At 59.4% G+C, this 23381-nt stretch carries 24 protein-coding genes; 11 read left to right on the forward strand and 13 right to left on the reverse strand.

Annotated features, from left to right (window positions below; translation table 11 throughout):
- Positions 1–18 precede the first annotated feature (18 nt).
- Positions 19–1248: an acyl-CoA dehydrogenase gene (locus tag ACR0MM_RS02580; protein ID WP_480694238.1), complete on the reverse strand. Its 1230-nt coding sequence runs from the start codon at positions 1246–1248 to the stop codon at positions 19–21.
- Between the two features lie 96 nt (positions 1249–1344).
- Between ACR0MM_RS02580 and ACR0MM_RS02585 the strand changes: the two genes are divergently transcribed.
- Entirely contained in the window at positions 1345–2256 is a 912-nt protein-coding gene (locus ACR0MM_RS02585) for a LysR family transcriptional regulator (protein WP_480694240.1), read from the forward strand.
- Between the two features lies 1 nt (position 2257).
- Here the strand turns inward: ACR0MM_RS02585 and phoB are convergent, their stop codons facing one another.
- The 7 genes from phoB to ACR0MM_RS02620 all read right to left on the reverse strand — a co-directional run bounded on the left by phoB (position 2258) and on the right by ACR0MM_RS02620 (position 7668).
- Positions 2258–2947: a phosphate regulon transcriptional regulator PhoB gene (phoB, locus tag ACR0MM_RS02590; protein WP_480694242.1), complete on the reverse strand. Its 690-nt coding sequence runs from the start codon at positions 2945–2947 to the stop codon at positions 2258–2260.
- A gap of 12 nt (positions 2948–2959) precedes the next feature.
- Positions 2960–3661: a phosphate signaling complex protein PhoU gene (phoU, locus tag ACR0MM_RS02595; RefSeq protein WP_093962068.1), complete on the reverse strand. Its 702-nt coding sequence runs from the start codon at positions 3659–3661 to the stop codon at positions 2960–2962.
- Between the two features lie 16 nt (positions 3662–3677).
- A complete protein-coding gene (gene pstB / locus ACR0MM_RS02600; RefSeq protein WP_260066122.1) occupies positions 3678–4457 on the reverse strand; it encodes a phosphate ABC transporter ATP-binding protein PstB in 780 nt (259 codons plus the stop codon).
- 70 nt (positions 4458–4527) lie between these two features.
- Positions 4528–5574, reverse strand: a complete 1047-nt coding sequence (locus tag ACR0MM_RS02605; RefSeq protein WP_480694244.1) for a sensor histidine kinase — start codon at positions 5572–5574, stop codon at positions 4528–4530.
- Between the two features lie 16 nt (positions 5575–5590).
- Positions 5591–6124 carry a gamma carbonic anhydrase family protein gene (locus tag ACR0MM_RS02610; RefSeq protein ID WP_170367115.1) on the reverse strand — a complete coding sequence of 178 codons (534 nt, stop codon included), beginning with the start codon at positions 6122–6124 and terminating at the stop codon, positions 5591–5593.
- Positions 6121–6762, reverse strand: coding sequence for a guanylate kinase (gene gmk / locus ACR0MM_RS02615; protein ID WP_170357855.1), 642 nt, complete (start codon positions 6760–6762; stop codon positions 6121–6123). The genes ACR0MM_RS02610 and gmk overlap by 4 nt, the downstream gene beginning before the upstream one ends.
- Before the next feature lie 15 nt (positions 6763–6777).
- Positions 6778–7668, reverse strand: a complete 891-nt coding sequence (locus ACR0MM_RS02620) for a YicC/YloC family endoribonuclease (RefSeq protein ID WP_480694246.1) — start codon at positions 7666–7668, stop codon at positions 6778–6780.
- 237 nt (positions 7669–7905) lie between these two features.
- Between ACR0MM_RS02620 and ACR0MM_RS02625 the strand changes: the two genes are divergently transcribed.
- Positions 7906–8580 (forward strand): PAS domain-containing protein, encoded by a 675-nt coding sequence (locus tag ACR0MM_RS02625; RefSeq protein WP_170339153.1) that lies wholly within the window; start codon positions 7906–7908, stop codon positions 8578–8580.
- Between the two features lie 54 nt (positions 8581–8634).
- Here the strand turns inward: ACR0MM_RS02625 and ACR0MM_RS02630 are convergent, their stop codons facing one another.
- The gene (locus tag ACR0MM_RS02630) at positions 8635–10005 is read right to left on the reverse strand and encodes a class II 3-deoxy-7-phosphoheptulonate synthase (protein WP_170339151.1); all 1371 of its coding nucleotides are present in this window, start codon (positions 10003–10005) and stop codon (positions 8635–8637) included.
- A gap of 169 nt (positions 10006–10174) precedes the next feature.
- On the opposite strand from ACR0MM_RS02630, the gene ACR0MM_RS02635 reads away from it, so the two are divergent.
- On the forward strand, positions 10175–11179 hold the full coding sequence (locus tag ACR0MM_RS02635; RefSeq protein ID WP_170338595.1) for a GlxA family transcriptional regulator: 1005 nt from the start codon (positions 10175–10177) through the stop codon (positions 11177–11179).
- A 3-nt stretch (positions 11180–11182) separates the two neighbouring features.
- Here the strand turns inward: ACR0MM_RS02635 and ACR0MM_RS02640 are convergent, their stop codons facing one another.
- Positions 11183–11593, reverse strand: a complete 411-nt coding sequence (locus ACR0MM_RS02640; RefSeq protein WP_480694249.1) for a hypothetical protein — start codon at positions 11591–11593, stop codon at positions 11183–11185.
- 32 nt (positions 11594–11625) lie between these two features.
- The gene (locus ACR0MM_RS02645) at positions 11626–12723 is read right to left on the reverse strand and encodes a PQQ-dependent sugar dehydrogenase (RefSeq protein ID WP_480694251.1); all 1098 of its coding nucleotides are present in this window, start codon (positions 12721–12723) and stop codon (positions 11626–11628) included.
- Positions 12724–12890: 167 nt separating this feature from the next.
- Between ACR0MM_RS02645 and ACR0MM_RS02650 the strand changes: the two genes are divergently transcribed.
- The 7 genes from ACR0MM_RS02650 (at position 12891) to ACR0MM_RS02680 (ending at position 19452) form a co-directional block, all read left to right on the forward strand.
- Positions 12891–14072 (forward strand): ABC transporter substrate-binding protein, encoded by a 1182-nt coding sequence (locus tag ACR0MM_RS02650; protein WP_170338589.1) that lies wholly within the window; start codon positions 12891–12893, stop codon positions 14070–14072.
- A gap of 131 nt (positions 14073–14203) precedes the next feature.
- On the forward strand, positions 14204–14992 hold the full coding sequence (locus tag ACR0MM_RS02655) for an ABC transporter ATP-binding protein (protein WP_093962961.1): 789 nt from the start codon (positions 14204–14206) through the stop codon (positions 14990–14992).
- Positions 14989–15819, forward strand: a complete 831-nt coding sequence (locus ACR0MM_RS02660; RefSeq protein WP_170338588.1) for an ABC transporter ATP-binding protein — start codon at positions 14989–14991, stop codon at positions 15817–15819. The genes ACR0MM_RS02655 and ACR0MM_RS02660 overlap by 4 nt, the downstream gene beginning before the upstream one ends.
- A 107-nt stretch (positions 15820–15926) precedes the next feature.
- Positions 15927–16478 carry a hypothetical protein gene (locus ACR0MM_RS02665; protein WP_480694253.1) on the forward strand — a complete coding sequence of 184 codons (552 nt, stop codon included), beginning with the start codon at positions 15927–15929 and terminating at the stop codon, positions 16476–16478.
- Between the two features lie 210 nt (positions 16479–16688).
- Positions 16689–17699: a branched-chain amino acid ABC transporter permease gene (locus ACR0MM_RS02670; RefSeq protein WP_093962081.1), complete on the forward strand. Its 1011-nt coding sequence runs from the start codon at positions 16689–16691 to the stop codon at positions 17697–17699.
- On the forward strand, positions 17696–19009 hold the full coding sequence (locus ACR0MM_RS02675; protein ID WP_480694255.1) for a branched-chain amino acid ABC transporter permease: 1314 nt from the start codon (positions 17696–17698) through the stop codon (positions 19007–19009). Before ACR0MM_RS02670 ends, ACR0MM_RS02675 begins: the two co-directional genes overlap by 4 nt.
- A 188-nt stretch (positions 19010–19197) precedes the next feature.
- Positions 19198–19452: a hypothetical protein gene (locus ACR0MM_RS02680; protein ID WP_093962083.1), complete on the forward strand. Its 255-nt coding sequence runs from the start codon at positions 19198–19200 to the stop codon at positions 19450–19452.
- A 42-nt stretch (positions 19453–19494) separates the two neighbouring features.
- On the opposite strand, the gene ACR0MM_RS02685 is transcribed toward ACR0MM_RS02680, so the two are convergent.
- A complete protein-coding gene (locus ACR0MM_RS02685; RefSeq protein WP_480694257.1) occupies positions 19495–21042 on the reverse strand; it encodes a helicase HerA-like domain-containing protein in 1548 nt (515 codons plus the stop codon).
- A gap of 467 nt (positions 21043–21509) precedes the next feature.
- On the opposite strand from ACR0MM_RS02685, the gene ACR0MM_RS02690 reads away from it, so the two are divergent.
- Positions 21510–22121, forward strand: a complete 612-nt coding sequence (locus ACR0MM_RS02690) for an invasion associated locus B family protein (protein WP_480694259.1) — start codon at positions 21510–21512, stop codon at positions 22119–22121.
- A 50-nt stretch (positions 22122–22171) separates the two neighbouring features.
- Here ACR0MM_RS02690 and ACR0MM_RS02695 read toward each other — a convergent pair whose 3' ends face one another.
- Entirely contained in the window at positions 22172–23380 is a 1209-nt protein-coding gene (locus ACR0MM_RS02695) for a beta-ketoacyl-[acyl-carrier-protein] synthase family protein (RefSeq protein ID WP_093962085.1), read from the reverse strand.
- Between the last annotated feature and the right edge of the window lies 1 nt (position 23381).

The raw sequence follows: 23381 nt of genomic DNA on the forward strand, positions 1-23381 counted from the left end.
CGCACTTTAGATTGCGGATCAGTAGAATGCCTGCAACCCGGTCTGCGCCCGCCCCAGGATCAACGCATGAACATCATGCGTGCCCTCGTAGGTATTGACGGTCTCAAGGTTGACCATGTGACGAATGACTTGGAACTCCAACGAGATACCGTTGCCACCATGCATGTCCCGCGCCATCCGCGCGATATCCAACGCCTTGCCGCAATTGTTCCGCTTGATGATCGAGATCATCTCAGGCGCAGCTTCGGCATTGTCCATCAACCGTCCGACTGTCAGGCTGGCCTGCAAGCCCAACGCGATTTCGGTCTGCATGTCCGCCAGTTTCTTTTGGAACAGTTGTGTCTGCGCCAAAGGACGATTGAACTGCTTGCGATCCAATCCATACTGACGAGCCGCGTGCCAGCAGCATTCTGCGGCCCCCATGACACCCCAACTGATGCCATAGCGCGCTCGGTTCAGACATCCGAACGGCCCTTTCAGGCCCTGGACGTGCGGCAGCAAGGCACTTTCTTCAACCTCCACGCCATCCATCACGATTTCGCCGGTGATTGACGCGCGCAGGCTAAGCTTGTTTTTGATCTTGGGTGCGCTCAGACCCTTGGCACCCTTTTCAAGCACGAAGCCGCGGATCTTTCCGTCATGAGCATCGGACTTGGCCCAGACAACAAACACATCGGCAATTGGCGCGTTGGAAATCCACATCTTGCTGCCGGTCAGACGGTAACCGCCGTCGATCTTTTCCGCCCGGGTTTTCATGCCCGCCGGATCAGACCCCGCATCCGGTTCGGTCAGGCCAAAGCAACCGATCCATTCACCACTGGCCAGTTTCGGAAGGTATTTCCGGCGCTGCTCTTCACTGCCATAGGCATAGATCGGATATATCACCAGCGAGCTTTGCACCGACATCATCGAGCGATAGCCGGAATCCACACGTTCGACCTCGCGCGCGACAAGACCGTAGGTTACGTAACCGGCGCCAATCCCGCCGTATTCCTCGGGAATGGTGGTGCCCAGCAGGCCCATTTCGCCCATCTCACGGAAGATTTCGGGATCGGTTTCCTCGTTCTGAAACGCCTGAGTTACCCGAGGCTGCAGCTTTTCCTGTGCATACGCACGAGCGCTGTCGGCGATCAGGCGTTCATCCTCGGTCAGTTGATCAGACAGGCGGAACGGATCGTCCCAGGTAAAGCGGCCAAGATCGGGCGCATCCTTTGCGCGCAATGCAGGTTTGGTGTCGGGGGCATTCATCTTCTGGCTCCAAACTGAAGTTCATACGCACCCTACCCTGCAATTTACGCAAAAAACAGCGAGACATTTGCAAGTTTTCATGAGTAAAACGCATAGATGGATACGCCTCGTCGACTCTTTCCGTCAATTTCTTCGCTTCGCGCGCTCGAAGCGTTGGACCGGTTGGGTTCCGCCTCGGCCGCCGCGGAAGAGCTTGCGCTGACCCAGAGCGCCGTCAGCCGACAACTGCAGACGCTCGAGACCCAGCTGGGCGTGCAGCTCATTCTGCGTGACAAAAAGCGATTGGCGTTGACGCCGGTGGCGCAGGACTATGTCGCGGAAATACGACAAGGTCTGAACCAAATTGCGCAGGCCTCCCTGAAACTGCACGTCGCGCCAGTGGGTGGAACGCTGAATCTGGCAATCCTGCCGACATTCGGAATGCGTTGGCTGGTGCCACGACTGCCGGATTTTGCCCGTTTGCATCCTGACATCACAATCAACATGTCCACGCGCCTGAGGCCATTCAACTTCTCATCAGAACCCTTTGATGCTGCGTTACATTTCGGGGAACCGGATTGGCCCGGCACCGAGCGCCTGCTGCTGAAGGTGGAAAGGGTTCTGCCGGTATGTGCCCCCTCGCTGCTGCCAGGAGGCGCGCCGGACGATCCGCGCGAATTGCTGAAACTGCCCCTGCTTCACATCCAGACCCGCCCGCGCGCCTGGCAAGACTGGTTCAAGCAAATGGGCGTTCCGCATTCCGGCGCCCTGCCCGGCACGGTGCACGATCAATTCACGACCATCAATCAAGCCGCCCTGCATGGGCTGGGCGTCGCCCTGCTGCCCAACTATCTGATCGAGCAAGACCGGGCGACCGGCAGACTTGTTGCAGCCTGCAAGGATCCGGTTGAAACCATGGGGGCCTATTACCTGGTCTGGCCAAACTCAAAGTCCGAAGATCCGACACTTCGGCACTTCCGTCACTGGTTGGCGTCTCAGGCCCAAAACGACGAAACACTGCCCAGATAGGCTAATCCAGCGCGTATCCGGCACCTCGAACCGTTCGAAGGGGGTCGGCTCCGCCAAACGCAGTCAACGCCTTGCGCAATCGACCAATATGGACATCCACGGTGCGGGAATCGACATAGACGTCGCGCCCCCAGGCACGGTCCAATAGCTGATCGCGACTGAACACGCGCCCCGGCTTCTCCATGAAGGTGCACAGCAGCCGGAATTCGGTTGGCCCCATCCGGAGCGGCTTGCCCGCCCGACTGGCCTTGTGGCTTTCGAGGTCCACGACGATGTCGTGATATTCCAGGGTTTCCGCAGCCGCCGCCGGGCGTACCCGACGCAGTTGAGCTCGGATCCGCGCCATCAGTTCCGCCATCGAATACGGTTTGGCCACATAGTCATCGGCCCCCGTCTCCAAACCGCTCACCTTGTCCGCCTCATCGGACCGCGCCGACAGCATGATGATCGGGCTCGCGCGGGTCTGCGGGCGTGCCTTTAGCTGACGACACAGCTCAATCCCACTGAGATTGGGCATCATCCAGTCAAGCACGATCAGATCAGGCGCCACCTCTTGGACCAGCACCAGGGCTTCTTCGCCGCTTGCCGCCTGAACCACTTCGTACCCGGCGGACTGCATGTTGTAGGCCAGCACCTCGCGCAGCGCCGGCTCATCATCGACGATCAGGATAGTGGGCTGGCCTGTCGGCATGCCGGCCACTCCCTACAGAGATTGCGAGGTGTTGTCTGCTTTCGGGCGCGCTTCGGTCGGCCGTTCGCCGGTCACCAGATAGATCACCTGTTCTGCGATGGCAGTGACGTGGTCACCCATCCGCTCGATGTTCTTGGCGATGAAATGCAGATGCATGCATGCCGTGATGTTGCGCGGGTCTTCAGCCATGAAGGTCAGCAACTCGCGGAACAGGCCGTTGTACATCTGGTCCACTTCCTGGTCCCGATCGATAACGTCACGGGCCAGCTCAGCATCCCTTTGAATATAGGCGTCCAATGCGTCACGCAGCATCCGCTCAACCTCACGCGCCATGCGGCGCAGTGCGGCGGTGCTGCCGCCGATCTGGTTGGCCTCGACCAGAATGGTGGTGCGCTTGGCGATGTTCTTTGCGTAATCGCCGATGCGTTCCAGGTTGGCCGAAACCTTGAGAACGGACAGCACCAACCGTAGGTCGCCGGCGGTGGGCGCCCGCAGAGCGATCACCCGGGCGGTTTCCTCATTGATCAGGTCCTCAAGCGCATCAATCGCCTTGTCGCCCTGCCGCACCTGCTGCGCAAGCTCCTCGTCCCGCGTTTCCAGCGAACGGGCCGCACCTGTAATCGCGGCTTCGACCAGACCACCCATTTTCATGATGTGGGCCTGAACCGCCTCAAGATCGCGGTCGAAGGCAGATGCAATATGTTGTTCGCTCATGGTCTTTTACCTGTTCTCAGCCGATGCGGCCGGTGATGTAGCTTTCGGTACGCGGGTCTTCGGGGTTGGTGAAGATTTGGGCGGTATCACCGAACTCGACAAGATTGCCCAAGTGAAAAAACGCCGTTTTCTGGCTGACGCGCGCCGCCTGTTGCATCGAATGGGTGACGATCACGACCGAGAACCTCTCCCGCAGTTCATCGATCAGCTCTTCGACCTGGGCGGTGGCAATCGGGTCCAGCGCCGAACAGGGCTCGTCCATCAACAGAACTTCGGGTGCCGTGGCGATGGCGCGGGCGATACACAGGCGCTGTTGTTGCCCTCCTGACAAACCAGTGCCAGGGGCATCCAGGCGATCCTTCACCTCGTCCCAGATGGCGCCGCGGCGTAGGGATTTCTCGACGATCTCGTCAAGTTCGGCCTTGGTCTTGGCCAAACCATGAATCCGCGGGCCGTATGCGATGTTGTCATAGATCGACTTCGGAAAAGGGTTGGGTTTCTGGAACACCATGCCGACCTTGGCGCGCAGTTGCACGGGGTCGATCCGCTTGTCATAGATGTCTTCCCCGTCCAGGCGGATTTCACCCTCGACCCGACAGATGTCGATGGTGTCGTTCATCCGGTTCAGACACCGCAAAAAGGTAGACTTGCCGCACCCCGAGGGCCCGATGAACGCCGTAACGGTCTTGTCCTGGATTTCTACATTCACGTCCTTGATGGCGTGCGTGTCACCATAGAACACGTTCACGTTCCTGGCTGAGACCTTGAGGGTTTCGGTTTCCAATGCGCTATCCACGGGTGGCGGGTCCTTCGTTTTTTGGTCCGAGTACTCGGCTTGACCGTTCCTAGCCTATCACGCGCCAGTCTTACATGGGCAAAATGACGGTGAACACCGCACCCTTTCCCAAATCACTTTCCACCCGCAACCGACCGCGGTGGCGGTTGATGATGTGCTTGACGATAGCCAGGCCCAGCCCCGTCCCCCCCAATTCGCGCGAGCGGTGGCTGTCGGCGCGATAAAACCGTTCGGTAAGACGAGGCAGATGAACCGGATCGATGCCAGGGCCCTTGTCGATGACCCGCACCCGGGCGGCCGGTCCCCGGATCGCGGTATCCTGATCTGAGACCGAGACTTGCACATCGACACTGCCACCGCTGCCGCCATATTTGATGGCGTTTTCAATCAGGTTGGTGAAAACTTGCCGCAGCTGGTCATTGTCGCCCGGAAGGCGAACGGGGTTATCCGGGGCGTTCAGAGACAGGGAAACACCCGCGTCATCCGCCAAGGGGCGCAACGTCTCGAGCGTCACGCGCAGCACTTCGATCAGTTCAATCTGCTGCCTTGGCCGAATGCGCTCTTCGCTCTCGACCCGATTCAACGACAGCAGGTCACCGACCAGACGGTTCATCCGGTTGGCCTCGGCTGTCATGATCTTCAAGAATCTGTCCCGGGCCACCGCGTCATCCTTCGCCGGTCCTTGCAAGGTCTCGATGAAGCCCATCAGAGCGGTTAGTGGGGTACGAAGTTCGTGGCTGACATTGGCAACGAAGTCACGGCGCATCTGGCTGGCCTGTTCAAGGTGGGTCACATCCATGAACGTTGCCAGAACCGCGCCACCGGAAACCGCGCCGACGCCCTGCATGTACCGACAGTGAACCTGAAACGCAGTGTCCTGTGCACCGTCGTTCGCCAGATGCCGGCTGTTGGCCGGCCCCTTGCTCCGCAAGCTTTTCTCCATCGCTTCGATGACCTGTGGCTGTCGCAGGATCGTCGCAAAATGGCGACCGTCGATGTTTCGGCCCAACAGCGCACGCGCATCCGCGTTCGAAGCGATGATCCGCTCGGTCTGATCGACCATCAATGCGGGCATCGGCAAGGCAGAGACGACTTCGGCAAGCAGTTCGTTGCTCATGACCGGTTCACAGGACCTATGCGACGGGCGAAACGGGCGTGAGCGTTTCCCGGAACTTGCGCATGTTCTCTTGATAATGGAGCGCGCTGAACGTGATCCGCCGGGCCGCCGCCTCGTCCAGTTGCCGAACCACCTTGCCCGGGGCTCCCATCACCAGCGAGTTGTCGGGGATCTCCTTGCCTTCCGTGATCAGGGCCCCTGCCCCGATCAGGCAGTTCCGGCCGATCTTCGCGCCGTTAAGGACGATGGCTCCCATACCAATCAGGCTATTGTCACCGATAGTGCAGCCATGCAGCATCACTTTGTGGCCGATGGTGCAATTCTTTCCGATCGTCAGAGGAAAACCGGCGTCGATATGCATCACGCAGTTCTCCTGAACGTTGCTGCCCTCGCCCACGCGGATTTCTTCGTGATCGGCTCGGATCGTGCACCCGAACCAGACGGATGCACCTCGCTCCAGGACGACTTTGCCGATCAGGTTCGCGTCCGGCGCAACCCAGCTGTCTTCGTGGATCTGCGGGACGTCCTGTCCCAATGCGTAAATGGTCATGACATGCTCTCGAATTCGTATTGCAAGGCGCGGACGTGATCCTGCAACCGGGGCTGCTGAATACGGCGCATCCGCTCGGCGCTGACGATCGTCTTCAGCTTTTCCTCGGTTGCGGCCAGATCGTCATTGATCAACACATAGTCGTAGTAGCCCCAATGGCTGATTTCGTCCCAGCTTTTCATCATGCGTTTGGAAATGACGTCGGCGCTGTCCTGACCACGGGTTTCAAGCCGGCGGCGCAGCTCTTTGATCGATGGCGGTAGAATGAAAATGGACAAAGCATGTTTGCCCAGCTCGGAATTCCGGATCTGCACTTCACCCTGCCAGTCTACGTCAAACAGCACGTCCCGCCCGCTCTGGATCGCTTCGCGCACTGGTCCAGCGGGTGAGCCGTAGAAATTGCCGAACACATGGGCATGTTCCAGCATCTGCCCATTTGACACTTGCTGGCGGAAATCATCTTCGCTGAGAAAATAGTATTCGCGTCCATGTTCCTCACCCGGGCGCGGGGCGCGGGTAGTGGCCGAGATCGAAAACTCGAGATCGGTGTCCCACTCCATCAGGCGACGGGCCAAAGTGGATTTTCCGGCACCCGAGGGCGACGAAAGGATGATGAGTAGACCGCGGCGATCCGCCATTACACTTTTCCTTGCTTATTCGACATTTTGCACCTGCTCTCTCAACTGATCGATCACCGCCTTCAACTCCAGTCCGATCGTTGTCAGGTCCGAATTCTGGGATTTGGAGCACAGCGTGTTGGCCTCGCGGTTGAACTCCTGCATCAGGAAATCCAACTTGCGGCCGACCGGGGCCTCCTGCTCCAGCAGTGCGCGCGCGGCTACGACATGCGCGGCCAGGCGGTCCAGTTCTTCGGTGATGTCCGCCTTGACCGCGATCAGGGCCAACTCCTGCGCCACCCGGTCGGGATCGGCGCCCTGGCTGTTTTCCATTACCCGCGCAAGGTTCTGGCGCAGAGTGTCGGCCATGGCTTCCTTGCGCCGCTCGGCCAGCTCGCTGGCCTGCTCGGTCAGGGTCTGGATCTGATCCAACCGGGCCGACAGGATGGAAGCCAGGGCTTGCCCCTCATCCCGGCGCATTGTCACAAACTCAGCCAGCAGACTGCCAAATTCGGATTTCAACGCCTCGACCAGCGGCGCGGGATCGTCGTCTTCGGCTGCCGCGTCCAGCATCCCCTTGAGCATCAGCAGATCGCTGGCCTTTGACGGAGCAAGCGCGACACCTTTGTTGACCGCCAATTCCTCGGCCTGCGCCAACGCCTCCAGCGCGGCGCTCATTGCGCCTTCGTTCAGCTTCAGTTCGGCGGCGGTTTCTTCGCGGGCGACGCGCAGGCTCAGCGTCACGTTGCCCCGGCTGATCTGTTTGGACATATCCGCGCGCAGCGCAGCCTCAAGTCCCGTCAGCCAGTCCGGCACCCGCAACCGCATGTCCAGACCCTTGCCGTTGACACTGCGCAGTTCCCAGCTCCAGCTGTGCGGCCCCAATGCGCCCTTTCCGGATGCAAAACCGGTCATGGATTTGATCATGCCTGCCCTTTCCCACTGCTGCGCAGCCTTGTTCTGCTGCACCTAAAGCTATCGTACCCCATAGGGCAAGACCTTGCCGGATGTGCAATTCATCGCAAGAAGTTAACCATTCCTTAAAGATTTGGTCCAAAATTGAATAAACCCGTGTCAATCTGTCAGTCGAAGGATGGGTCGGCCGCTATCGCTTTGCATGGCGCACGGACCGGATGGCCGCCAATCGACACGAGGTGCATGGTAATGAAAACCTTCTTCTGGAATGGTTCCGGGTCGAAAGCTGGAAAGATCATCGCAATGGATCGCTTTGACAGTGGGCGCAGTCTGTCCCCCATCCGTCAGGCCGAGGCGTATTGGACCGCGCTGCTGAGCGGCGACGGCGTTCCCAAGCGTTCCCAGATCGACCCACGCGGCCTCGAAAACATTCTGGAATACACATTCATTCTGGAACGCATCGCGCCCGGCCTCGCCCGGTTTCGACTGGCGGGAAGCCATCTGAACAAGATCGCGGGGATGGAGGTGCGCGGAATGCCTCTGACCGCCTTCTTTGATCCCAGCGCCCGTGATCAGGTGTCAGAGGCCTTGGAAGAGGTGTTCGCCGCTCCGGCGATCGGTGAGTTCAGCCTTGTTTCAAAAGGCAAGCTCGGCCGGACGCGGCTGCAGGCCCACATGATCCTGTTGCCCCTCAGAAGCGATCTGGGGGATGTCAGCCGGGTGCTGGGTGTGATGGTCAGCGATGGCACGATAGGCGCTACGCCGCGACGGTTCGGAATCGAGGACACTCGGATCCGCACACTGGTGAACATTCAGGATCAGGCCCACAACAGCCGGCTTTTCGAGGCGGGCTTTGCCGAGGATCAGGCCGATTTCCAGAGACCGGCGAAACACCTGCGGCTGGTCTTCTCTCGCGACGAGTAAAAAGCAGAACGGCGGACCCGAGGGCCCGCCGTTTGCGTTTCAATCCGACATGCCTCAGCTTGCTGCGCGGTCCTTTCGGTCGCGGCGCAGGTTGGTCAGCTCTTCAGCCACCAGGAACGCCAGCTCCAGCGACTGCGATGCGTTCAAACGCGGATCGCAGGCGGTGTGGTAGCGGTCCGACAGGTCCTCTTCGCTGACCGCGCGGACGCCGCCGGTGCATTCGGTCACGTCCAGACCGGTCATCTCGAAATGCACGCCGCCGGGGATCGTGCCCTCGGCCTGATGCACGCCGAAGAAATCCCGCACCTCGCGCAGGACCGATTCGAACGGACGGGTCTTGTAGCCGGTGGCCGACTTGATCGTGTTGCCGTGCATCGGGTCGCAGACCCAGGTCACCTTGGCACCCTCTTCCTTGACGGCCTTGATCAGGCGCGGCAGGTGCTCGCCCGCCTTGCCCGCGCCGAAGCGCGCGATCAGGGTCAGACGGCCTTCTTCGTTGTCCGGGTTCAGCTTGGACATCAGAACCTTGAGGTCCTCGGCCGTGGTGGTCGGTCCGCATTTCAAACCGATCGGGTTCAGCACGCCGCGGCAGAATTCGACATGCGCGCCGTCGGGCTGACGGGTGCGGTCGCCGATCCAGATCATATGGCCCGAGCCGGCCAGCCATTTGCCCGAAGTCGAATCCAGTCGCGTCAGCGCTTCTTCGTACTCCAACAGCAGTCCTTCGTGGCTGGTGTAGAACTCGACGGTCGAGAATTCATGGGTGGTATCCGCGGTGATGCCGGCGGCCTCCATGAAGTCGATCGTGTCCTGAATGCGGTCGGCGATCTCGGAATACTTCTGCACGTCCTGTTCGTTGGTAAAGCCCAAGGTCCAGGAATGCACACGGCTCATGTCCGCGAAACCGCCGGTCGAGAACGCGCGCAGCAGGTTCAGAGTGGCCGCAGCCTGGGTATAGGCCTGCAGCATCTTTTCCGGGTTCGGGATACGCGCCTCGGGCGTGAAGGCCAGTTCGTTGATGATGTCACCACGGTAGCTGGGCAGTTCCACACCATCGATCACTTCGGTCGGCGCGCTGCGCGGCTTGGCGAACTGGCCAGCCATACGGCCCACCTTGACCACCGGAACCTTGGCACCATAGGTCAGAACCATCGCCATCTGCAGCATCACCTTGAAGGTGTCGCGGATCGCATCGGCGCTGAACTGGTCGAAGCTTTCGGCGCAGTCCCCACCCTGCAGCAGGAAGGCCTCGCCACGGCCGGCCGCACCCAAGTGCTGTTTCAGACGCCGGGCCTCGCCCGCAAAAACCAGCGGGGGATACTGCGAAAGCTTGGCCTCGACTTTGGCCAGCGCGGCCGCGTCGGTATAGTCTGGCATCTGAACCCGCGGCTTGCTGCGCCAGTTCGTTTTTTGCCACTCGGTCATAGCTTTGATCTCCGCTGAGGTAATTCAGGTGGTCTCTATACAAAATCCATAGACCAGAGACCATATCCGATTTGCGCCTCTTGACGTCGGAAACAAGCTTTGAGCATGGTGTCGGTCAAATTCGCCGCAGGCCTCGGGCCTCGGCCCGCCGAATCAAGGACAGTTCGCCATGCAAGAGCAACGCCAAGTTGTCACTGTGGACAAGCGCGCGGCCAAGCCGCTCAATTTCGTATTCGTGTTGCTCGACAAGTTTTCGTTGCTGTCTTTTGCCTCGGCACTGGACAGCCTTCGGATTGCCAATCGGATGGCGGATCAGCAGATCTATACCTGGTCGCTGGCCGGTGAAGGCGGAGAGGTGGTCAGCTGCTCGGCCGGGACGACGTTCGAGCTTGACCGCGATCTGGACGAACTGCAGCGGGACGAGGTGATCCTTGTATGTGGCGGCGTCGATGTTCAGGCGGCGACCACCAAAAAGGTTCTGAACTGGCTGCGCCGCGAGGCCCGCAAAGGTCTGAAGATCGGTGGCTTGTGCACGGCGGCCTATACCCTTGCCAAAGCCGGCCTGCTGGACGGCAAACGCGCCACCATCCACTGGGAAAACGCCGACAGCTTTGCGGAAGAGTTCGAAAACGTCGAACTGACGAAATCCGTCTTTCTGATCGACGGCAACCGGATGACAACGGCTGGTGGCACCTCGTCAATCGACCTGATGCTGAAGCTGATTGCCGATGACTACGGTGAGGAGTTGGCCAATGCCGTTGCCGACCAGATGATCTATTCCTCTATCCGCACCGATCAGGACACCCAGCGCCTTTCGACGCCCACGCGGATCGGCGTGCGCCACCCCAAGCTGAGCCAGGTCATCCTGATGATGGAGAAGAACATCGAGGAGCCGATTTCGCCCTCGATCCTGGCCAAGGATGTTGGCATGTCGACTCGCCAGCTCGAGCGGCTGTTCCGCCGGTATCTGAGTCGTTCGCCCAAGCGCTATTACATGGAATTGCGGCTGCACAAGGCGCGCAACCTGCTGATGCAGACCGACATGAGCGTGATCAACGTGGCCTTGGCCTGCGGCTTTGCCAGCCCCAGCCATTTCTCGAAATGCTACCGCGCGCATTACAACACCACGCCCTATCGCGAGCGTGGCACCCAGAGCGGGCGGCTGTCGGTCTGACGCCTAGAACATGCCCAGAATGGGCTCGGCGCGTGTGTTGATGCTGAACTGCAGAACTAGCACGCCGTCGTGGCGTTTATGCAAAAGAGCGTAATAGTAGAGATAGCTGTTCTTGTCGTTCCAGTAGATCCGCATTTCCTGCGCGAACCCGTTCTCAAGCTCGACCCGTTTGGCAACGTCGGCACTGGTCAGGTAGTACGGGACAAGGTCACGCAGCTGCCCTTGCAGGACTTGCATCTGCTGCGGCGTGTATTCGTCGGCGCCGCCCAACCGGTTGATGACGTTCGAGAACTCGCGGTTCTTGATCTTGGTGTCGACGAAGGCTTCGTATTCGGCATAGGTCGCAAAGACCTCGTCGGCCGCGGCGGGAAGTGTCGAAAGGGACAAAAATATCGCTGCGAGAATGCGGAACATATCAATCCTCTTAGAAGTGTATCGCTGCACTCCTAGGACGAACGGGAAATCCTGTAAACCGCACCCTGCCCGACCGAGATGAACCAGATCGCACCGTCTAGGGCCTGCACGATGTCGCGGACCCGTTCGGTCTCGGGGCCTTTGATCTGCTCGACCTCGCGCAACGGGTTTCCGGACAGCCGTGCGATATAGTCGAATTTCAGCGAACCCACGAAGATGTCACCCCGCCACTCGGGAAACATCCCGCCGGAATAGACCATCAAGCCCGAGGGCGCGATGGACGGATCCCAATACAAGCGCGGCTGTTCCATTCCGTCTTTGCTGGTGCCTTCGCCAATCTTCTCTCCGGAATAATGCGTCCCGTAGGAAATGACCGGCCAACCGTAGTTGGCGCCGGGTTTCACAAGGTTCACCTCGTCCCCGCCCCTGGCGCCATGTTCCGAGACCCACAACCGGCCGCTCGTATCAACATCAGCGCCTTGCGGGTTGCGATGACCAAAGGACCAGATCTCGGGACGGATGCCTTCTTGCGCGACAAACGGATTATCCGCCGGGATCGAGCCATCGCGGTTGATCCGAATAACCGTCCCCATGTGGTTCGAGCGGTCCTGCGCGCTTGGCCTGTCGCCACGATCCCCCACAGTGATGAACAGCGTCCCGTCCTGCGCCTCGACCACGCGCGATCCGAAATGCCGGCCACCCGAGCCGCCGGGAACCGCTTCGAATATCACCTTCAGGTTGGTCAGCCGCTTGCCGTTCTCGGACAGGCGCGCCACGGCAACCGCCGTACCGGCCCCGCCGCTCTGCGGTTTCGAGAATGTTAGAAACACCTCTCTGGTGCGGTCAAAATCGCGGGCGATGGTTACGTCCAGCAGACCGCCCTGCCCTTGCGCCGCGACTTTCGGAACGCCCCGGACCTTGGTGGCCTTGCCGTCACGCGCCAAAAGCAACTGGCCGTCGCGCTCGGTAACCAAAAAACTGCCATCAGGCAGCAGGCCGATCGCCCAGGGCGTATCGAGGCCGGCAAGCATGGTCGTCACCGAGACCTCGCCTGCGGATGTCTTCAATGACTCGCCCGACGCGACGCTGCCGCAAATCATCAGAATGAGAATCGTGAAAACCCTGATCATATCTATCGCTCCAATCCCGGTCAGAATGAGCCGCCCGGGAACCAAACCCTAGAAAACAAATAGAGTTGTTCAGCCAAAAGACACATTCCTGTTTGGACTTTTCTTTTCTGAACAGCTTGCCTAGGGTCTTGCTCAGAACGAATACGTTCCAACAAGGGAGTAACCTAATGAAAAAGCTGCTTACTGCGACTGCAGCAACCGCATTGCTGGCCGGTGCCGCAATGGCCGAAGACGTCAAACTGGGCGTTCTGTTCGGATTTACCGGGCCGATTGAATCACTGGCCCCGGCAATGGGTTCGGGCGCTGAACTGGCGATGGCCGAAGTGACCGAATCCGGCAAGCTGCTGGGCGGCGCCACCGTCACCCCGTCGCGCGCCGATACCGGCTGCATCGACAACGGCCTGGCCACCTCGAACGGCGAACGCATGATCGCCGATGGCGTCGCCGGCATCATCGGCGGCGACTGCTCGGGTGTAACTGGCGCAATCCTGCAGAACGTCGCTATTCCGAATGGCATGGTCATGATCTCGCCGTCAGCGACCTCACCCGGTCTGTCGACGATGGAAGACAACGGGCTGTTCTTCCGCACCGCCCCGTCGGATGCGCGCGAAGGTCAGGTTATGGCTGACATTCTGAAAGACCGCGGCATCAATTCGATCGCTCTGACCTATACCAACAACGACTACGGCAAAGGTCTGGCCGACGCGATCCAGTCGTCGTTCGAGGCCGTGGGCGGTGAAGTGACCATCGTTGCAGCACATGAAGACGGCAAAGCGGACTATTCGGCCGAAGTCGGCGCACTGGCCTCGGCGGGTGGGGACATCCTCGTGGTTGCCGGTTACCTGGATCAGGGTGGTCTGGGCATCATCCAGTCCGCTCTGGACAGCGGCGCGTTCGACACGTTCGGTCTGCCGGGCGGCATGATCGGTGACTCGCTGCCTGCGAATGTCGGCCCCGATCTGGACGGCTCGTTTGGTCAGATCGCCGGTTCCGGCGGCGAAGGCGCCGAGAAGTATTTTGCCATGGCCGAAGCCGCGGGCTTTGACGGCTCGTCGCCCTACTCGCCTGAAAGCTATGACGCAGCCGCGTTGTTCATGCTGGCCATGCAGGCAGCAGGGTCGGCCGATCCGGCCCAGTACGGTGGCAAGATCCTGGATGTGGCCAACGCCCCCGGCGAGAAGATCTATCCGGGTGAACTGGCCAAGGGTCTGGAACTGCTGGCCGCTGGTCAGGACATCGACTATGTCGGCGCTTCGGGTGTCGAACTGATCGGTCCGGGCGAAAGCGCTGGGTCCTACCGCGAGATCGAAGTGAAAGACGGCAAGAACGAGACCGTCAAGTTCCGTTGATCCGTCAGCTGACCGCATGATACCAAGCAGCCCGGGCCTTGTGCCCGGGCTGTTTCAATGACAAAAGGCGCCACCTTATCTTGGGGATGGGGCAACACGAAGAACCGCGAAAGCCGCGGACAGGGGAACACATGATCGTCGTCGAGGACGTGCACAAGCATTTCGGCGGTTTCCATGCGGTGGACGGGGCATCGCTGGAGATCGAAAAGGGCTCGATTACTGGCCTGATCGGTCCAAACGGGGCCGGAAAAACCACTCTTTTCAACGTGATCGCGGGTGTTCTGCCTCCGACCAGCGGCAAGGTCTGGATGGATGGCGAAGACATCACCGGCCTGCCGCCCCATGATCTGTTTCACAAGGGGCTGTTGCGCACCTTCCAGATCGCGCACGAGTTCTCGTCGATGACATGCCGCGAAAACCTGATGATGGTCCCCGGTGGCCAATCCGGTGAATCGCTGTGGAACACATGGTTCGGCCGCAAGCGGATTGCGGATGAGGAACGCGCCCTGCGTGCCAAGGCCGACGAGGTGCTGGAGTTCCTGACCATCGAACATTTGGCCGACCACAAGGCGGGTCAGGTCTCGGGCGGCCAGAAAAAGCTGCTGGAACTGGGTCGCACGATGATGGTGGACGCCAAGATCGTGTTCCTAGATGAGGTCGGCGCAGGCGTGAACCGTACCCTGCTGATGACCATCGCCGATACGATCCTGCGTCTGAACAAGGAACGCGGCTACACCTTCGTCGTGATCGAACACGACATGGATTTCATCGGCAAGATCTGCGATCCGGTGATCTGCATGGCCGAGGGCAAGGTGCTTGCGCAAGGCACGCTGGACGAGATCAAGGCCAACGAGCACGTCATCGAGGCCTATCTGGGCACTGGTCTCAAGAACAAAGACCAGTTGGAGGCCGGGGCATGAGCGACAATCCCTATCAGGACGACAAGGGCAACAAGGACGCCTCGATTACCAACACGCATGGCATCGGCACAATGACGCCGGCCCATCGGGTCAGCGGCAAGACCCACCGGGTAGAAGGCGGTCCATTCCTGATCGGTGACACCATGACCGGCGGGTACGGCAAAGGCCCCGACATTCTGCACGATTGTACGATCGCCGTGGACAAGGGCGAAATCGCCGTGATCGTCGGCCCCAACGGCGCTGGCAAATCCACCGCGATGAAGGCCGTCTTCGGCATGCTGGACGTGCGCGCCGGATCGGTGCGGTTGGATGGAGAGGACATCACCAACCTCAGCCCGCAGGACCGGGTGATCAAAGGCATGGGCTTTGTGCCCCAAACGCAGAACATTTTCACCTCGATGACGGTTCAGGAAAATCTGGAAATGGGCGCGTTCATCCGCACGGATGATTTCTCGGACACGATGGAACAGGTGTTTGAGCTGTTCCCGATCCTGAGAGACAAACGCAACCAGGCGGCGGGCGAGCTCTCGGGCGGTCAGCGCCAACAAGTGGCCGTCGGCCGCGCGCTTATGACCAAGCCCAAAGTGCTGATGCTGGACGAACCGACTGCGGGCGTTTCGCCGATCGTGATGGACGAACTGTTCGACCGCATCATCGAAGTGTCGCGCACTGGCCTTCCGATCCTGATGGTCGAGCAGAATGCCCGCCAGGCACTTGAGATCGCCGACAAGGGCTATGTGCTGGTCCAAGGCCGCAATGCATACACGGGAACCGGTAAGGAACTGCTGGCGGACGAGGAAGTGCGCAAGTCGTTTTTGGGCGGCTAACCGACGGTTTTCAGAATTCGGTTTTTTCATGGGGCCGGTCGGGATTCTCGACTGGCCCTTTTGCTTGATCGCTTTGCGCAAAATTGAAGGCCAGAAGATGGCAATAGGTGTTTCCGGCCACACCCTTCTTCCTTAAAACCCTTATTAGGCATCTGAAAAATATAAATTATTTCCTGGCAGCGCACCGGTTCAAAAAGCCTGTGGAATTTCTCGGAATGCCAATCTGCTGCTTTAATCAGGTCAAATTTCAAAAATATCGCTGCGCCCGAACCACTATACCAATCCCCGAAACGCGCCCCAATTGGGGGGCACAAAAATTGGAAGTCAAAATGAAGAAATGGATGATCGCCGCACTGGTCGCACACTTGGCAACTGGCGCTGTGGCTCAGCAACGCGAGTTTGTGTGCATATCGGATATTGATGGAACCGAGTACCGGCTGACACGGCTTGAAGGCGAGCAAAAGGGATCGGTCAAATTCGGTGACACGACCGGGGATGCTCAGGTGTTTCCTGGACTGAACAACATGACGTTCATCCTGGCGACCGAACAGCATGTCATGACCTTCTTCGTCAAAAGCCCTGATCTGTCCTACAACCTGTCCATTCGCCGTCCGGTCCTTCAGAATGACCGCGGCCAATGCACGGAAACCGGAGCCTAGTCCCGCAATCATCTGCGATTTCAGGCCGCATCCCACATGGTGGCGCGGTCTTTTTCTTTCGGGGATCCGCAGAGGGTTGGAGCGCGTGTGATCAATGTCCGCCAAACCACATAAAAACATGCACAAAGCCGCAAAAATCATGCTCCAAATTGTTGTGTCTTTCGTCGGCGTCATGCCATAAAGCCGCACCCGGACAGTGAGAAGAACATAATGGACCTACTGAATGCGCTTGTTGCGCTTGCGAACTTTGTGATCGTGCCTGCGGTTGCCTATGGCAGCCAGTTGGCACTTGGGGCGCTGGGGGTCACCCTGATCTACGGCATCCTGCGGTTTTCCAACTTTGCCCACGGGGATACGATGGCCTTCGGCGCAATGATCGCCGTGCTGGTCACTTGGGGTCTCCAGGCCGCAGGGATCGGGTTCGGGCCCCTGCCGACGGCGCTTCTGGCGCTTCCGTTTGCGATCCTGGGGTGCATCCTTCTGGTGCTGATCACCGACAGGCTGGTCTATCGGTTCTACCGCGAGCAAAAGGCCAAACCTGTGATCCTTGTGATCGTGTCCATGGGTGTGATGTTCATCATGAATGGGCTGGTGCGCTTCATCATCGGCCCCGATGACCAAAGGTTCTCGGATGGGGCACGGTTCCTGATTTCTGCGCGGGATTTCAAAAAGATGACCGGGCTGGATGAGGGGCTTGCGATCAAAACCTCGCAGGGTATCACCGTGATCGTCGCCGTCGTTGCCGTCGCCTTGCTGTTCTGGTTCCTCAACAAGACCCGCACCGGCAAGTCGATGCGCGCTTATTCCGACAACGAGGATCTGGCCTTGTTGTCCGGCATCAACCCGGAACGTGTGGTGATGATCACCTGGATCATCGTTGCAGCACTGGCCACGACGGCCGGAGTTCTCTACGGGCTGGACAAGAGCTTCAAGCCATTCGTCTATTTCCAGCTGCTTCTGCCGATCTTTGCCTCTGCCATCGTGGGCGGATTGGGTAACCCGATTGGGGCGATCGCAGGCGGATTCATCATCGCCTTTTCCGAAGTCACGATCACTTATGCCTGGAAGAAGGTGCTGACCTACCTTGCCCCGGAAAGCCTCGAACCTTCGGGCCTGGTACAGTTCCTGTCCACCGATTACAAATTCGCCGTCAGCTTCGTCATTCTGCTGATCGTGCTTCTGTTCAAGCCAACAGGTCTGTTCAAGGGGAAAGCGGTATGAACGAAGCAGTCAAAAACACCCTGCTTTTCGTGATTGTCGGCGGGCTGATCCTGCTGACCGGTTTCGTTCAAAGCTGGAACACGGCGATCTTGATTCTGAACATGGGTCTGATTTCCGCGATCATGGCGATCGGTGTGAACCTGCAATGGGGCTTTGCCGGACTTTTCAATGTCGGCGTCATGGGTTTTGTTGCGCTGGGCGGACTTGCGGTTGTGCTGGTCTCTACCCCTCCGACACCCGGAGCCTGGTCCGCGGGCGGGTACGGGATCGTGCTGGCGCTTCTGCTGGGGGCAGCGACCGTTGTCGCAGCCGTGATGGCCGCGCAAAAAATGCCCAAGGGCCGGGCACGAACGCTGGCGATCATCGCAATCCTCGTCGTCGGGTTCTTCGTCTATCGCGCGGTGTTCGACCCGAGCATCGCTGCCGTCGAAGCCATCGACCCAGCCATTGCGGGAAATATCGGCGGGCTGAATCTTCCGGTGCTGCTTGCGTGGCCGGCGGGTGGGCTATTGGCCGCGGGCGCTGCCTGGCTGATTGGCAAGACGGCGTTGGGTCTGCGCTCGGACTACCTTGCGATTGCCACGCTGGGCATCGCCGAGATCATCATTGCGATCATGAAAAACGAGGACTGGCTGGCCCGAGGGGTCAAGAACGTCTACGGCATCCCCCGCCCCTCACCTATCGTGGGCTATGAGATTGACCTGCAGAGCGACCCGTCCTTCGTCGAACGTGCAGCCTCATTCGGGCTGGACCCGGTGACCGCTTCGACCCTGTGGGTGAAACTGGGTTATGCATTCCTGTTCCTGATCGTGCTTCTCATCCTGCTCTGGATGGCTCAGATGGCGCTCAAAAGCCCGTGGGGCCGCATGATGCGCGCGATCCGCGACAACGAGGTCGCCGCCGAAGCCATGGGCAAGGACGTCACCCGCCGTCATCTGCAGATCTTCGTTCTGGGCTCGGCCATCTGTGGCATTGCCGGGGCGATGATGACGACGCTGGACGGCCAGCTGACACCCAGCGCCTACCAACCGCTCCGGTTCACCTTCCTTGTCTGGGTGATGGTGATCGTCGGCGGTTCCGGCAACAATTTCGGCTCGGTCCTGGGGGCCTTTCTGATCTGGTTCCTGTGGGTCGAGGTCGAACCGATCGGTCTGTGGCTTATGAACCTGATCACTTCCAGCATGCCAGATGGCAACGCGCTTAAGGCCCACCTGATCGAAAGCACGGCACATATGCGCCTGTTCACGATGGGGCTTATCCTGCTGATTGTTCTCAGATTCAGCCCAAGGGGCCTGATCCCCGAGAAGTAGACATCTTTCATCACGAAAGCGTCAAGCCGCGCCATGCAAATGGCGCGGTTTCTTGATTGCAGCTTGAAAAATCAATAGACGCATTCACACTCTATGAACCATACCGGCGCATATTGTTCGAAAGACCACTCACCTGATGCGCCGTTCGTAACGAGTAAACTCTGACCCAGAAGAAAAGTTTTTGCACCATGAAGACTTCCACAAAGAAAATTGCCCTTATGGTTCCGGTCCTGGCTGTTGTGGCCGGATGCATCCCGAGCCCACGTGAACTGGAAACCACACCCGTCCAGGTACAGACGCCAAAGGGCGTCGTGACCTGCCAACTGTACCGCCAGGATCGGGTTGACTGGGATCGCGCGATTGATTTCCCGGCCACCAAGATGTCGGTTCCCGAAGCTGACGCCTATTGCCAGCAGGAAGGACAGCGGCGCCTCAAGCGCTGACGCGGCACGCCCCGCCAGTTCCGGCTGGCAGGGCGATGAAATTCAACGGTTGCGAAACAGCCCGCCCAGAATGCCGCGAACGATGCGGCGTCCTGTGGTTCCTTTCAGCTCTTTGATGACTGCCTCGCTCATGGCAGAGGCAAAGCTGTCCTGCTTTCGGACCGATCGTGCAGACGAGCGCCCTACTCCGCTGCCGCTGTATCTGCGCGCCGCCGAATACTCCCGCTCGGACACCGACCGGGTGTCGTCTTGCTCCTCGGGTTCGGCTTCCTCGGCCTCGGCCGCGGCTTTGGCCGCGCGCGCCTGCAAGATTTCGAATGCCGATTTGCGATCCAGAAGAGTTTCGTACTTTCCGGCCATCGGAGACGCCGCCATCACAGCCTTGCGCTCGGCGTCGGTAATCGGGCCCAGCTGCGAACCCGGCGGACGTATCAGTGTCCGCTCGACCATACCGGGCGCGCCCTTCCGTTCGAGCATCGAGGTCAACGCCTCACCCACTCCGACCTCCCGGATCGCGGTTTCCGTGTCGAAGGCCGGGTTTTCCCGATAGGTTTCCGCGGCCAGCCGCAAATTCTTGCGATCCCGCGCGGTGAAGGCGCGCAAGGCATGTTGGACGCGGTTGCCCAACTGCCCGAGGATATCTTCGGGAATGTCCGCCGGGTTCTGAGTAATGAAGTAAACCCCAACGCCTTTGGATCGGATCAATCGGGCGACCTGCTCGACCTTGTCCACCAGAACCTTTGGCGCATCGTCGAACAACAGATGGGCTTCGTCGAAGAAAAAGACCAGCTTGGGCTTGTCGGGATCGCCGACTTCGGGAAGTTCCTCAAACAGTTCGCTCAGCAGCCACAAAAGAAACGTGGCATACAGCCCGGGCGCGCCCATCAGCTTGTCAGAAGCCAAGATGTTGACCATCCCGTGGCCGTTTTTATCCAGCCGCATCAAATCCGACAGTTCGAGCGCGGGCTCACCAAACAGCCGCGCGCCGCCTTGGTTTTCCAACACTAGCAATCGTCGTTGTATGGCACCGATCGAAGCGGTCGAGACATTTCCGTAGCGCAGGGAAAGTTGCGACCGGTTTTCACCAATCCAGACCAGAAGAGCCTGCAGGTCCTTCAGATCCAGCAGCGGCATCCCTTCTTCATCCGCAACCCGGAAGGCGATGTTCAGCACACCTTCCTGCGCTTCGCTCAGGTCCAGAAGCCGGGAAAACAGCAGCGGCCCCATCTCGGTAACCGTTGTCCGGACAGGGTGGCCCTGCTCACCAAACAGATCCCAGAACGTGACCGGGCACGCGGCATAGGAGTAATCGGCAAACCCGATGCGCTGGGCACGGTCCATGAAGGCCTGATGCAACTTGTGATCGGGGCTGCCGGGACGCGCCAGTCCGGACAGGTCACCTTTGACGTCAGACAGGAAAACAGGAACGCCCTGCTGCGAGAACCCTTCGGCCAGGATTTGCAGGGTCACGGTCTTGCCCGTCCCCGTAGCACCGGCAATCAAGCCGTGCCGGTTTGCATATTTCAGCGTCAAACCCTGCGGCTGCTTGTAATCAACACCGCCACCGCCGACAAAAACGTTTTCCGTCATATTGATACGTCCCAAAACTTAGCGTCCCGGCACCACCATACAAACTTAACCTTTGACTGCGATAGTGATTTTGCCCGCCTCGCAATTCCCTCGTGTGGTGGGCAAACTTCCTCCCTGTCGACTGGCTGTGCTTTCGGGCACAGCCCTTTTTTGAAATTGCCAAGTTTCTGCTTGTGGAAACATTAAATTTCGCTGTTAGCAGTTGACCACTGGGTTCGCCTCTCGTAACGTTCGGGCATAACTAAGTCGGCCAGTCCGACGGGGAGATACATTGATTGAAGGGAGCCGCACGTACGGCTCCCTTTGTCGTTTGTACTCAAAGGCTTCCCGGCGTCACTTCAGGTGGCCTACGATGGGTCGGCGAAAATCCGTCCAATCCCGCGTGTGGCGCGCGCTTTGCAACTGACATGGCGGAGCAGGAATGCTAGAGACGTTTGAAAAAGCTGTATCAGCACAATGAGGCACTGATGATCACCAAACTTGTTCCAGCCACCCTGGTAACGGCTGCATTGCTGGGCTCAGGCGCGTTCGCCCAGGAAGCCACGACTGAAACTCAAGAGCAGACCCAAACCGGTCAGACCACGGATACCGGCTCCGACCTGGATCTGGGGCAAAGCGGCCCGCGTGTCGGCGAGCAATATGTCCGCGAGAAGTCGGGCGACTGGGAGATCTCCTGCATCAAGGCGCAGAACGGAGATGACCCCTGCGCGATGGTTCAGATTCTCAACGGTGCGCAGAATGAACCTCTGGCCGAGATTACCGTTGGTAAGCTGCCCGCCGGTGGTGCCGCCGCAGCCTGGGCAAACGTCATTGTTCCGCTGGAAACCCTGCTGCAGGCACAACTGGCCATCTCGATCGATGGCGCACCGCGCAAGCTGTACAACTATCACCACTGTGTTCCGGTCGGTTGCGTTGCACAGCTGGGTCTGACGCAGGGCGACATTGACGCGATGAAAGCAGGAACGAAGGCTACCATTTCACTGGTGCCCGCACGCGCGCCCGATCAGGTTATCAACATGGATCTGTCGCTGAGCGGATTTACCGCTGCCTTTGACGGCCTGCAGGTCAACACCAACTGATCACGCCAAAATGAATGACCAAAGCCGCCATCATCCGATGGCGGCTTTTTTCATACCTTCTTGAGGGCCAAGACCGCGTTCAGACCGCCAAACGCAAAGGCGTTGCTCAGTGCGACATTTACTTCGGCCTCGCGCGCCTCGTTTGGTACGACGTCCAAAGCGCATTCCGGGTCGGGTTCTTCATACCCGATGGTCGGAGCAATCACGCCGTCACGGACGGCCATGATACAGGCCAACAGTTCAACCGCGCCGGTTCCGCCGATAAGGTGGCCGTGCATGGATTTGGTCGACGAGATCATCAGATCGTCGGCATGGCGTCCAAATACATCCGCGACCGCTGCGCATTCGGTCTTGTCATTGGCGGCGGTTCCGGTGCCGTGGGCGTTGATATAGCCCACGTCACTTGCGTTCAGCCCCGCGTCCTTCAAGGCCCCGGCCATGGCGCGGGCCGCGCCCTGTTTGCTGGGCATCACGATATCCGTCGCGTCCGAAGACATCGCATAGCCCGCAACCTCACACAGGATTTCAGCGCCGCGAGCACGCGCATGTTCGTATTCCTCGAATACGAACACACCGGCGCCCTCGCCCTGAACCATGCCATTGCGATTTGCGCTGAACGGCCGGCACGCGTCCTTCGACATAACCCGAAGGCCTTCCCAGGCCTTGACCCCGCCAAAACACAACATGGACTCCGACCCACCGGTAATCATCGCCGGGGCGGCGCCACTGCGCACCATCTGGAACGCCAGCGCCATCGCGTGGTTGGACGATGCACAGGCCGTCGAAACGGTGAAGCTGGGGCCTTTGAGGTTGTGCTCCATCGAAATGTGGCTTGCGGCCGCGTTGTTCATCAGCTTCGGCACGACGAACGGATGGACCCGGTTCTTCCCGTCTTCGTAGACCGAGCGGTAGTTGTCATCCCAGGTCGAAACACCACCACCGGCCGTTCCCAGAACGACCCCCGACCGAACGGCCAATTCGCCGTGAAACTCCAGCCCCGACTGGTCGATCGCCTCTTTGGCCGCAGTCAGAGTGAATTGCGTGAAACGGTCATACAGCGCCATCTGCTGACGATTGAACCGGCCCTCGGCCTCGAACCCGCGGACCTGGCCGCCAATTTTGATGCTCAGTCGGTCGACGTCACGAAATTCAAGCTCGGAAATGCCGCAACGGCCTTCGCGCATCGCTTCCAGGGTGTCGGGCACGGAATGGCCCAGCGAATTGATCGTGCCAGCGCCGGTAATGACAACCCGTTTCATG

The sequence above is a fragment of the Ruegeria sp. BC6 genome (assembly GCF_056539185.1).

Coding starts and splice junctions, on each gene's coding strand:
- ACR0MM_RS02685 (WP_480694257.1), bottom strand. CDS start 21,042: ATGACGGAAAACGTTTTTGTCGGCGGTGGCGGTGTTGATTACAAGCAG.
- phoU (WP_093962068.1), bottom strand. CDS start 3,661: ATGAGCGAACAACATATTGCATCTGCCTTCGACCGCGATCTTGAGGCG.
- gmk (WP_170357855.1), bottom strand. CDS start 6,762: ATGGCGGATCGCCGCGGTCTACTCATCATCCTTTCGTCGCCCTCGGGT.
- ACR0MM_RS02690 (WP_480694259.1), top strand. CDS start 21,510: ATGATCACCAAACTTGTTCCAGCCACCCTGGTAACGGCTGCATTGCTG.
- ACR0MM_RS02630 (WP_170339151.1), bottom strand. CDS start 10,005: ATGACCGAGTGGCAAAAAACGAACTGGCGCAGCAAGCCGCGGGTTCAG.
- ACR0MM_RS02660 (WP_170338588.1), top strand. CDS start 14,989: ATGAGCGACAATCCCTATCAGGACGACAAGGGCAACAAGGACGCCTCG.
- ACR0MM_RS02635 (WP_170338595.1), top strand. CDS start 10,175: ATGCAAGAGCAACGCCAAGTTGTCACTGTGGACAAGCGCGCGGCCAAG.
- ACR0MM_RS02675 (WP_480694255.1), top strand. CDS start 17,696: ATGAACGAAGCAGTCAAAAACACCCTGCTTTTCGTGATTGTCGGCGGG.
- ACR0MM_RS02580 (WP_480694238.1), bottom strand. CDS start 1,248: ATGAATGCCCCCGACACCAAACCTGCATTGCGCGCAAAGGATGCGCCC.
- ACR0MM_RS02585 (WP_480694240.1), top strand. CDS start 1,345: ATGGATACGCCTCGTCGACTCTTTCCGTCAATTTCTTCGCTTCGCGCG.
- phoB (WP_480694242.1), bottom strand. CDS start 2,947: ATGCCGACAGGCCAGCCCACTATCCTGATCGTCGATGATGAGCCGGCG.
- ACR0MM_RS02695 (WP_093962085.1), bottom strand. CDS start 23,380: ATGAAACGGGTTGTCATTACCGGCGCTGGCACGATCAATTCGCTGGGC.
- ACR0MM_RS02605 (WP_480694244.1), bottom strand. CDS start 5,574: ATGAGCAACGAACTGCTTGCCGAAGTCGTCTCTGCCTTGCCGATGCCC.
- ACR0MM_RS02680 (WP_093962083.1), top strand. CDS start 19,198: ATGAAGACTTCCACAAAGAAAATTGCCCTTATGGTTCCGGTCCTGGCT.
- ACR0MM_RS02670 (WP_093962081.1), top strand. CDS start 16,689: ATGGACCTACTGAATGCGCTTGTTGCGCTTGCGAACTTTGTGATCGTG.
- ACR0MM_RS02650 (WP_170338589.1), top strand. CDS start 12,891: ATGAAAAAGCTGCTTACTGCGACTGCAGCAACCGCATTGCTGGCCGGT.
- ACR0MM_RS02610 (WP_170367115.1), bottom strand. CDS start 6,124: ATGACCATTTACGCATTGGGACAGGACGTCCCGCAGATCCACGAAGAC.
- ACR0MM_RS02655 (WP_093962961.1), top strand. CDS start 14,204: ATGATCGTCGTCGAGGACGTGCACAAGCATTTCGGCGGTTTCCATGCG.
- ACR0MM_RS02625 (WP_170339153.1), top strand. CDS start 7,906: ATGAAAACCTTCTTCTGGAATGGTTCCGGGTCGAAAGCTGGAAAGATC.
- ACR0MM_RS02640 (WP_480694249.1), bottom strand. CDS start 11,593: ATGTTCCGCATTCTCGCAGCGATATTTTTGTCCCTTTCGACACTTCCC.
- ACR0MM_RS02620 (WP_480694246.1), bottom strand. CDS start 7,668: ATGATCAAATCCATGACCGGTTTTGCATCCGGAAAGGGCGCATTGGGG.
- ACR0MM_RS02645 (WP_480694251.1), bottom strand. CDS start 12,723: ATGATCAGGGTTTTCACGATTCTCATTCTGATGATTTGCGGCAGCGTC.